The organism is Clavibacter lycopersici (assembly GCF_003576405.1).
GTDB classification, from domain to species: domain Bacteria; phylum Actinomycetota; class Actinomycetes; order Actinomycetales; family Microbacteriaceae; genus Clavibacter; species Clavibacter lycopersici.
In genome coordinates this window covers 1-851 of sequence record NZ_QWGT01000459.1, presented here as the reverse complement: position 1 = coordinate 851, position 851 = coordinate 1, and the positions used below count along the sequence as shown (strand labels likewise).

At 78.7% G+C, this 851-nt stretch carries 1 protein-coding gene; it reads right to left on the bottom strand.

The window, feature by feature from the left end:
* Positions 1-851, bottom strand: an 851-nt coding sequence (locus tag DZG00_RS15930; RefSeq protein WP_147360087.1) for a DUF58 domain-containing protein, incomplete at both ends; no start/stop codon positions are given.

Genomic DNA, 851 nt, shown 5'->3' with positions numbered 1-851 from the left:
GCCGCGCGGTAGACGGCGGCCCGGCCGGAGCGGTCGGCGGCGCGCTCGGCGAGTCCCGGATCCACGACCGCGGCCACGAGCACGTGGTGCGTCCGCGTCAGCTGCGGCAGCACCTGCAGGAGCGCGCGCGAGCTGCCGGGGGAGTCGATCGCGGTCAGCAGCACCACGAGCGAGCGCTGCGACACGATGCGGCGCACGAGCGCGGGCACGCCGGTCCAGTCGGTCTCGAGGAGCTCCGGGTCCACGGGCGCGAGCGCGTCGACCATGCGCGAGACCACGTCGCCGCCGGATCCCGCCCGCACGCGCGCGCGGACCCGCCGGTCGTGCGCGACCATGTCCACCCGGTCGCCCGAGCGCGTGGCGAGCGCCGCGAGCAGCAGCGACGCCTCGAACGCCGTGTCGAGCCGGGTCTCGTCCCGGATCCGGCCCGCGGCCGTGCGCCCCGTGTCGAGCACCAGCACCACGCGCCGGTCCCGCTCGGGCCGCCAGGTGCGGACGACCACGTCCTGCCGGCGAGCGGTCGCGCGCCAGTCGATCGAGCGCACGTCGTCGCCGCGCACGTAGTCGCGCAGGCTGTCGAACTCGGTGCCCTGGCCGCGCACCATCAGGGCGGTGCGGCCGTCGAGCTCGCGCATCCGGGCGAGGCGCGAGGGCAGGTGGCGGCGCGAGCGGAACGGCGGCAGCACGCGCACGGCGCCGGGGGAGAGGAGCGTCGCCTGGCGCGCGGCGAGGCCGAGCGGGCCGGCGGAGCGGATGGTGACGCGCTCGGTGCGGCGCTCGCCGCGGCGCGTGGGCGTGAGCGTCAGGCGGACGGCGCGGCGCTCGCCGGCGGGGATCCGCACCCGGTCCCG